We start from the raw sequence: 8,025 nt of genomic DNA, 5'->3' as shown, positions 1-8,025 counted from the left end.
CGCATCTGGTGCCGGACTTTGCCAACCTGCATGTGTTCCGCGACGTGTTCGGCAGCACGGAAGTCGGCACCTGGATCGTCAACAGCGCCATCGTCGCCGTGGGCACCACGGTGCTGAGCATCGCGCTGGCGGTCCTGCCCGCCTATGCGCTGTCGCGCTTCAAGTTCGCCGGCATTGCGATCGTCGGGCTCGCGCTCTTCATCACGCAGATGCTGCCGGAGGCGATGCTGGTGGTGCCGCTGTACGCCATCTTCGGCCAGCTCTCGCTGCTGAACACGCTCACGGGCCTGATCCTGGTGAACACCGCCTTCACGGTGCCGGTGATCACATGGATCCTGAAGGGCGCGATCGATGGCGTGCCGATCGACATCGAGGAGGCGGCCAGCATCGACGGCTGTTCGCGCATCGGCACGGTCTTCATCGTGGTGATCCCGCTCATCGCGCCGACCTTGGCGGCCACCGCGGTGATCGCCTTCTTCCACGGCTGGAACGAGTACGTGTTCGCGCAGACGCTGGTCAGCGCGCCCGACCTGCACACCGCCTCGGTCGGCTTGGCCGGCTTCGTCGGCGAGCTGAGCACGCCACTGCACTCGGTCATGGCGATCGGGCTGATGTACACGCTGCCGGCCGTCTTCTTCTATCTCCTCGTCCAGCGCTACGTTGTTGCCGGCATGACCGCCGGCAGCGTCAAGGGCTGAGGCATTCACGCACACGCACAAGGACACCACCATGTCTTCCATCGCGCTCCAACACGTGACCAAGGCCTTCGGACCGAAGCCGGCCGTGGACAACATCAACATCGACGTGGCTTCCGGCGAATTCCTGGTCCTGCTCGGGCCGTCGGGCTGCGGCAAGTCGACCCTTTTGCGCATGCTCGCGGGTCTCGAATCGCTGACCAGCGGCGAGATCCATCTGGCGGCGCGTCGCGTCGACACGCTGCCGCCGAGCGCGCGTGACATGGCTTTCGTGTTCCAGTCGTACGCGCTCTATCCGCACATGACGGTGCGCCGCAATATCACGTTCCCGCTGATCATGCGGCAGTTCAAGTGGTGGTTTCACATCCCCCTCATCGGTCATCTGGCCAAGCGCCGCATCGAGCGTTCGCCCGAAGTGAAGAGCCTGGTCGACCGCACCGCCGGCATCCTGGCCCTGACACCGATGCTCGACCGTCATCCGCGCACTCTCTCCGGCGGACAGCGCCAGCGCGTGGCGTTGGGCCGCGCGATGGTGCGGCAGCCGGACGTGTTCCTGATGGACGAGCCGCTGTCGAACCTCGACGCCAAGCTGCGCTCATCGATGCGCGCCGAGATCATCAAGCTGCATCGCGAAGTCGGTGCGACCTTCGTCTACGTGACGCACGACCAGATCGAGGCGATGACCATGGGCACGCGCATCGTGCTGATGCGTGAAGGTGTCGTGCAGCAGGTCGGCACGCCGCGCGAGATCTACACCAACCCCGCCAACACCTTCGTGGCGCGTTTCATCGGCACGCCGGCAATGAACCTCGTGCAGGCGCGCATCGACGGCAAGCAACTGACCATCGGCGAGATGACGACGCAGTTGCCGGACCGTCTCGGCGTGCGCGCCGGAGACGGACAGAAGGACGTGCTGATCGGCGTGCGTCCCAACGCACTCACGATCGGCACCGACCCGTCGCAGCCGGGCATCGCCGGCACCGTAGGCCTGGTCGAACACGTCGGCGCCGAATCGATCGTGACCATCCGCCTCGACACGGCGCGCACGGTGCACGACCGCGACGGCGGCGCAGCCGACGAGATCATGGTGACGGAAACCGGCTACAGCACCCTGCAAGCCGGCAGCAAGGTCCGCGTCATGCTGGACCTGAACCAGGCCGTGCTGTTCGCGGTCGGGTCGGGAGAGCGCATCTCGAGCGACATCCCCGTGCCCGATGAAGTTCGCCACTGAGCCCCGAAACCTGCAAGGAAATACGCCCACATGGCAACCCTCATCTCCGACGTGAAAGTCATCCTGACGGCGCCCGAGGGCATCAACCTCAYCGTCGTCAAGGTGGAGACCAACCAGCCGGGCCTGTACGGCCTAGGCTGCGCGACCTTCGCCTACCGGCACCTCGTCGTTCAATGTCTGGTTGAGCAGTATCTCAAGCCGCTTCTCATCGGCCGCGACGTCAGTGCGATCGAAGAGCTGTGGCAGCTGATGCACCAGAACGCCTACTGGCGCAACGGCCCCGTCGAGAACAACGCCATCTCGGGCGTCGACATGGCGCTGTGGGACATCAAGGGGAAGATGGCCGGCATGCCGGTCTACCAGCTGTTCGGTGGCAAGGTGCGCGAGGGCGTGCCGATCTATCGCCATGCCGACGGCCGCGACCTGAGCGAACTCTGCGACAACATCCAGCGCTACCAGGCGCAAGGGATCTCGCACATCCGCTGCCAAAGCGGCGGCTATGGCGGCGGTGGCTTCGGACCCGCTCCGTCGACCGCGCCGCGCGGCGCACCGGCAGGCGTGTATCTCGACAGCCGCACTTACATGCGCGACACGCTCAAGCTCTTCGACGGCATCCGCAGCAAGGTCGGCTTCGACGTGGCGCTGTGCCATGACGTGCACGAGCGGCTGAGTCCGATCGAGGCGATCCGGTTCGCATGCGACATGGAACGCTTCGAACTCTTCTTCCTGGAGGACGCGATCCCGCTGGAGGAGGGGAAGTGGCTGCGCCAATTGCGCGAGAAGACCCGCATTCCGCTGGCGCAGGGCGAACTGTTCAACAACCCCTATGAATGGAAGACCCTGATCACCGATCAGTTGATCGACTTCATCCGCGTGCACCTGAGCCAGATCGGCGGCATCACGCCGGGTCGCAAGCTGCAACTCTTCGCCGAGCAGTTCGGCGTCAAGACGGCATGGCACGGACCGGGCGACATGTCTCCCCTGGCCCATGCGGCCAACATCCACATCGACCTGGCCGCGCGCAACTTCGGCGTGCAGGAATGGTCGGGCATCGAGCCGCCCAACTTCGTGATCCAGGACCTGAAGGGGCCGCGCGGCGCGCTGCTCGACGTCTTCCCTGGTCTTCCGGAGTTCAGGGAAGGCTACGTCTACGCCAACGACAAGCCGGGCCTGGGCGTCGACCTCGACGAGGAAGAGGCCCGCAAGTATCCGTGCGAAAACACCGTGACCACGTGGACGCAGACGCGCCTGGTCGACGGCACGCTCCAAACCCCCTGACCCTCCTGGAACAAAAACATCATGTCCACACAACTGTTCAGTCTCGCGGGCAAAACCGCGCTGGTGACCGGCTCATCCCGTGGCCTCGGCTTCGCGATTGCCGAGGGCCTTGCCGCGGCGGGCGCGCGACTCGTCCTCAATGGCGTCGATGCCGCACGGCTTGACGCATCGGCCGCTTCGTTGCGCGACAAGGGCTACACCGTCGACGCCCATGCCTTCGACGTGTGCGACGAGGCTGCGGTCGTCGCCGCCTTCGAGAAGCTCGACGCGGCGGGCATTGCCATTGACATCCTGGTCAACAACGCCGGCGTGCAGTTTCGAAAACCGATGGTCGAACTGGCGACCGAAGACTGGCGCCGTGTGATCGAGACCAATCTCACCAGCGCCTTCGTGGTCGGGCGCGAGGCGGCCAAGCGGATGATCCCGCGCGGGCGTGGCAAGGTGATCAACATCGGCTCGCTCACGAGCGAGCTGGCGCGTGCCACGGTCGCGCCGTACACCGTGGCCAAGGGCGGCATCAAGATGCTCACGCGCGCGATGACCGCCGAGTGGGCGCCGCACAACATCCAGGCCAACGCCATCGGTCCGGGTTACATGCTCACCGACATGAACCAGGCGCTGATCGACAACCCGAGCTTCGACGCGTGGGTCAAGGGCCGCACGCCGGCTGGCCGCTGGGGCAAGCCCGAGGAACTGATCGGGACCGCCGTGTTCCTCGCGTCCGACGCATCCAACTATGTGAGCGGCCAGATCATCTATGTCGACGGCGGCATGGTGTCGGTGCTTTGACCCATCGAAGGAGACATGACATGAAGAACTTTCGAATCGCCTGCGCTGTCGCCGCAACCCTCCTGACACCACTGGGATCGCACGCGGCGGACTACCCCACGCGACCCATCGAGGTGGTGGTTCCCTCTTCCGCCGGCGGAGGGACCGATGTCATGGCACGGCTCTTCGCCGAAGCCGCGAAGAAGAACGTGCCACAGCCCTTCATCGTCACCAACAAGCCGGGCGCGGGCGGCGGCATCGGGATGACCGAAGCGCAACGCGCAACGCCGGACGGCTACAAGATCGGCGTGCTCATCTCCGAGCTGGCGATCATTCCGCACCTGAACATGACCAAGGTGACGACCGCCGACTTCATCCCGATCGCGCGGCTCAACGGGGACCCCGGTTTGATCGCGGTACGCGCGGATTCGCCTTACCAGACCATCGACGACCTCCTGGCCGCTGCGCGCAAGCAAGAGGGCGTGGTGTCGATGGGCAACGCCGGCAGTGGAACGATCTGGCATTTGGCCGCCGCCGCGGTCGAGCAGAAGACGGGCGTGAAGTTCAACCATGTGCCGTTCCAGGGTGCCGCACCGAGCGTGCTGGCGCTGGTAGGCGGCCATGTCGACGCCATCACGGTGAGTCCGGCGGAGATCGGTTCGCACGTCGCGGCCGGCAAGGTGCGCGTGCTGGTCGCCATGGCTGACAGGCGTCTGCCTGTGCCCTACGACAAGGTCGTGACTTTCAAGGAGAAAGGGACGGATCTGGTGCTGGGCACCTGGCGAGGATTGGGAGTTCCCTTGAACACGCCACCGGACATCGTGAAGTACCTGCGCGACGCAACCCGAAAGACCGCTGAAGATCCTGCATTCCGTGAATCCCTGATCAAGGCCAACCTCCAGCCGGCCTATATGGACGGCGATCAGTTCCAGACGTTCATGAACAGTCAGTCGGCCTATTTCAAGACGCTGCTCGCAAGCGTCGAGCTCAAAAAATAAGGACTGACCCATGGAAGCCCTTGTCATCCACGCACCTGGCGATCTGCGTGTCGAAGAATTCGAAACTGCTGCGCTCGGTTCCGATCAACTGCAGGTGCGCGTGCGCTGCGGCGGCATCTGCGGGTCGGACCTGCATTACTACCAGCATGGCGGCTTCGGCACCATCCGGATCAAGGAACCGATGGTGCTGGGGCACGAAGTGGCAGGCGTGATCGAGGCGGTCGGCGCCAGCGTCACCGCCTTCAGGCCGGGCGAGCGCATCGCGATCAGTCCGAGCCGGCCGTGCGGCATCTGCAAATACTGCCAGCAGGGTCTGCAGAACCATTGCCTGGACATGCGCTACTACGGCAGCGCCATGCGCACGCCGCATGTCCAAGGCGCGTTCCGTCAACAGATCGTGGTCGATACGTCTCAAGCGCATCGGCTGGCCGACTCGGTAAGCGATGGAGAGGGCTCGATGGCCGAACCCCTGGCGGTGGCGTTGCATGCGGTGCGCCGCGCCGGCTCGTTGCTCGGCAAGCGGGTGCTGGTCACCGGCTGCGGACCGATCGGCGCGCTGGCCATCATCGCGGCCCGGCGCGCAGGTGCCTCACACGTCGTGGCGACGGATGTCAGTGCCCATACGCTGGGCAAGGCGCTCAAGGTGGGTGCGGACGAAGTCGTCAACGTCGCGGAAGAGCCGCACGGCCTGGCCCGTTTCACCATCGACAAGGGGAGCTTCGACGTGCTGTTCGAGGCCAGCGGCAATGCACGGGCGCTGGTGGGCGCCTTCGATGCGATCCGCCCGCGCGGCATCATCGTGCAACTGGGGCTGGGTGGCGACATGACCTTGCCGATCAACACCATCGTCGCCAAGGAGTTCGATCTGCGCGGGGCATTCCGCTTCCATGAGGAGTTCGCTGTCGCGGTGGAGTTGTTGAACAAGGGGCTGGTGGACGTGAAGCCGCTGATCTCGGCGACCCTTTCGTACCGCGATTCCGCGCGCGCCTTCGCGCTCGCGGCCGATCGGACTCAGGCGATGAAGGTGATCTTGAACTTCGACTAACCCGCCTGGTCGGCAACGATCCTCGCCTGTCAGACCACGCCTTTCCATCGGCCGCTTTCGTCCGAGGTGAGATTCGCAGTGCGTCGACGCTGTACTCGTGGTTCGGCAGTCGTTGTATGCCCTGTGCAGAAAGGCGGCTGTGCAAGGTCCTCGACGCCGAGACGGCTCCAGCCGCTTGAGTGCCGGCTATTTCTGCACCGCCTTGGGACCGGTCATCGATGCTGGGATCTTGTGGAGCCTGGATGACCGGAATCGGGCATACAGCGTGAGTTCGTCGAGCGGCAGGGAAGGACGGCAGTCGTTGCAAAGGCAGCCTTCGACCGCTTTGATGGGTGGGGCACTGCCCTCCAAGCGGTGGCTCTGGTGAGGTCGAAAATACCTTACATCATTGTGTTTCGAGAATTTCCGTGTAGAACGATGCACCTGCATACAAGGACACAATGGCAAAAACTCAGCCGGTCACACTCGAAGAATTGAGCGAATGGATCACCGACAAGGCTCGCAGGACTTCCGGCTGCACGGGCCTCAAGGTGAGCGTTCAGTACAAGCTGGCGAAGTCCGATCACGCCGGAAAGAACTGGGCCGACTCCCTGGTCGTCAACACGGGCGACTGCAGTATCGACGATGCATTTGCCGCGATCGTGAATGCGCAGCGCGACGCTATCGGCCGCTTCCACATCTCGTAGTAAAACCTCCGGCCGAGAGGAGCGGAAAGCGGAGCGCGCAGGTGTTGAATCTCAAGCTCTGGCCCCTGCCAGTGTCAACGCCTCCTGCGATTTTGCAGATTCAACCGCGATGGCCTGTATGACTCTCAGGGTGTCGACGTCGATGCGCAGCTGCCCTTGCCACAGCGCGGACTTGACCATGCTGATGTCGCCGGGTCGGCYTTTGTGATTGGGCGCGCACAACTCGAAGGCCTCGAGTCGACCTCGAATATCGAGATCATTCGGAATCTGATTGAGACGGTCGATCGCCTGCGAAATGGTCATGGACATGAGGTGCCTTTCAGGCGATGTGGAGCGTGGAGTGTGCGGCATTCGCAAGCGCGCGTTGTCCTGAATGCCCTTATTTCGCTCCCCCTCGCCTGATCACGCGGCCAATGCACTACGATGGGAGCGACCTTGGTCCCTGCTGCCACCGCCGCCTGCGATTCTTCAATTGTGTGACGCGCCTCGTTCGATCGAACGCGAGCCGTCCTCTGGAACGATGACTTCCCTCATCTCCCGAAAGCCTAAATCTTGACCGATGAATCGACATTTCATGAATCGTCGGGCACTGTCCGTTTCTGGGTGCCGATAGGCGAGCAGCACGTCGGTGCGAGTGTCGGCAAGGAGACACTCCACTATCGCTATCACCCGACCGGGCGTGACGACACGCCCCTGTCGACCTTTGCCGACCATCTTCAGGAAATCCATGCCGCGGTGCGCCGCCGGGTCGCCAATGGCTCGGTCGAGCCCGTCATGCTTCGCGATGCGGACTTGCGCGCCTTGCCGACGGCGCCGTAAGCGATGACGCTCGACAAGAACTCCCTCATCCTTTCCCTCCTTCGCGACCGCTCGCCGCAGTTCGACTCCGAGCTGGCCCAGTCCGGCTCGATCTCCAGCGCAACGCTGCAGGCGCGCCTGGAAATCCTTCAAGACCAGGGACTCGTGTCCCCCGTTGACACCGTCGCTCCCGGCGCGGGCGATACGGCGACGCCGCAACGACGCCAATACAGCCTGACGACCAAGGGTAGGGCACGGCTTTTCAACGAAGCGGCTCTCGAGATCAATGCCGATGCCACCGCTCGGCGATTTGCACCCCGGCGCCGCTGATATCCTTCGGGGTGCCGGCGCACGGCGTTCCGCTTGAAACATTTTTTGGGCGAAAGGATCTCCCAACTCGCAAGCGCCCACGCCTATCGATAAGCGGCCACGGGATCCGTCGCGCGCTTTCGCGTCCAAAGCGGAAACAGGGTCCAACCGTTGGCGCATGCGTGCTCGAGTACCCGCTTCAGACTGCGGATTCAAC

Annotated in this window: 10 protein-coding genes; 9 read left to right on the top strand and 1 reads right to left on the bottom strand. The window is 63.9% G+C overall.

Features of this window, described 5'->3' with window-relative positions; translation table 11 throughout:
- The 7 genes from AC1D2K_RS24530 to AC1D2K_RS24500 form a co-directional block, all read left to right on the top strand.
- A partial coding sequence (locus AC1D2K_RS24530) for a carbohydrate ABC transporter permease (RefSeq protein WP_478091687.1) occupies nt 1-698 on the top strand: 698 nt, incomplete at its 5' end.
- Between the two features lie 31 nt (nt 699-729).
- Nucleotides 730-1,926: an ABC transporter ATP-binding protein gene (locus AC1D2K_RS24525; protein WP_478091685.1), complete on the top strand. Its 1,197-nt coding sequence runs from the start codon at nt 730-732 to the stop codon at nt 1,924-1,926.
- Between the two features lie 30 nt (nt 1,927-1,956).
- Nucleotides 1,957-3,204: an enolase C-terminal domain-like protein gene (locus AC1D2K_RS24520; RefSeq protein ID WP_478091683.1), complete on the top strand. Its 1,248-nt coding sequence runs from the start codon at nt 1,957-1,959 to the stop codon at nt 3,202-3,204.
- Between the two features lie 21 nt (nt 3,205-3,225).
- Nucleotides 3,226-3,993, top strand: coding sequence for an SDR family oxidoreductase (locus tag AC1D2K_RS24515; RefSeq protein ID WP_478091681.1), 768 nt, complete (start codon nt 3,226-3,228; stop codon nt 3,991-3,993).
- A 20-nt stretch (nt 3,994-4,013) separates the two neighbouring features.
- Nucleotides 4,014-4,970, top strand: a complete 957-nt coding sequence (locus tag AC1D2K_RS24510; protein WP_478091680.1) for a tripartite tricarboxylate transporter substrate binding protein — start codon at nt 4,014-4,016, stop codon at nt 4,968-4,970.
- Between the two features lie 10 nt (nt 4,971-4,980).
- Nucleotides 4,981-6,015 (top strand): L-idonate 5-dehydrogenase, encoded by a 1,035-nt coding sequence (locus AC1D2K_RS24505; protein ID WP_478091678.1) that lies wholly within the window; start codon nt 4,981-4,983, stop codon nt 6,013-6,015.
- Between the two features lie 440 nt (nt 6,016-6,455).
- On the top strand, nt 6,456-6,701 hold the full coding sequence (locus AC1D2K_RS24500; RefSeq protein WP_478091676.1) for a hypothetical protein: 246 nt from the start codon (nt 6,456-6,458) through the stop codon (nt 6,699-6,701).
- 51 nt (nt 6,702-6,752) lie between these two features.
- On the opposite strand, the gene AC1D2K_RS24495 is transcribed toward AC1D2K_RS24500, so the two are convergent.
- Nucleotides 6,753-7,010 (bottom strand): hypothetical protein, encoded by a 258-nt coding sequence (locus AC1D2K_RS24495; RefSeq protein ID WP_478091675.1) that lies wholly within the window; start codon nt 7,008-7,010, stop codon nt 6,753-6,755.
- Between the two features lie 243 nt (nt 7,011-7,253).
- Here AC1D2K_RS24495 and AC1D2K_RS24490 point away from each other — a divergent pair, with 243 nt between their 5' ends.
- Both AC1D2K_RS24490 and AC1D2K_RS24485 read left to right on the top strand, forming a co-directional pair.
- Nucleotides 7,254-7,520 (top strand): DUF1488 family protein, encoded by a 267-nt coding sequence (locus tag AC1D2K_RS24490; protein WP_478091674.1) that lies wholly within the window; start codon nt 7,254-7,256, stop codon nt 7,518-7,520.
- A gap of 3 nt (nt 7,521-7,523) precedes the next feature.
- A complete protein-coding gene (locus AC1D2K_RS24485; protein ID WP_478091673.1) occupies nt 7,524-7,829 on the top strand; it encodes a hypothetical protein in 306 nt (101 codons plus the stop codon).
- Nucleotides 7,830-8,025 lie beyond the last annotated feature (196 nt).

The sequence above is a fragment of the Variovorax sp. P1_H12_2 genome (assembly GCF_056405335.1).
This window is presented reverse-complemented; position numbering and strand designations above follow the sequence as displayed.

What these genes read in the sequence shown, in the direction of transcription:
- AC1D2K_RS24525 (WP_478091685.1), top strand. Translation starts at nt 730, where the DNA reads ATGTCTTCCATCGCGCTCCAACACGTGACCAAGGCCTTCGGACCGAAG.
- AC1D2K_RS24515 (WP_478091681.1), top strand. Translation starts at nt 3,226, where the DNA reads ATGTCCACACAACTGTTCAGTCTCGCGGGCAAAACCGCGCTGGTGACC.
- AC1D2K_RS24510 (WP_478091680.1), top strand. Translation starts at nt 4,014, where the DNA reads ATGAAGAACTTTCGAATCGCCTGCGCTGTCGCCGCAACCCTCCTGACA.
- AC1D2K_RS24505 (WP_478091678.1), top strand. Translation starts at nt 4,981, where the DNA reads ATGGAAGCCCTTGTCATCCACGCACCTGGCGATCTGCGTGTCGAAGAA.
- AC1D2K_RS24500 (WP_478091676.1), top strand. Translation starts at nt 6,456, where the DNA reads ATGGCAAAAACTCAGCCGGTCACACTCGAAGAATTGAGCGAATGGATC.
- AC1D2K_RS24485 (WP_478091673.1), top strand. Translation starts at nt 7,524, where the DNA reads ATGACGCTCGACAAGAACTCCCTCATCCTTTCCCTCCTTCGCGACCGC.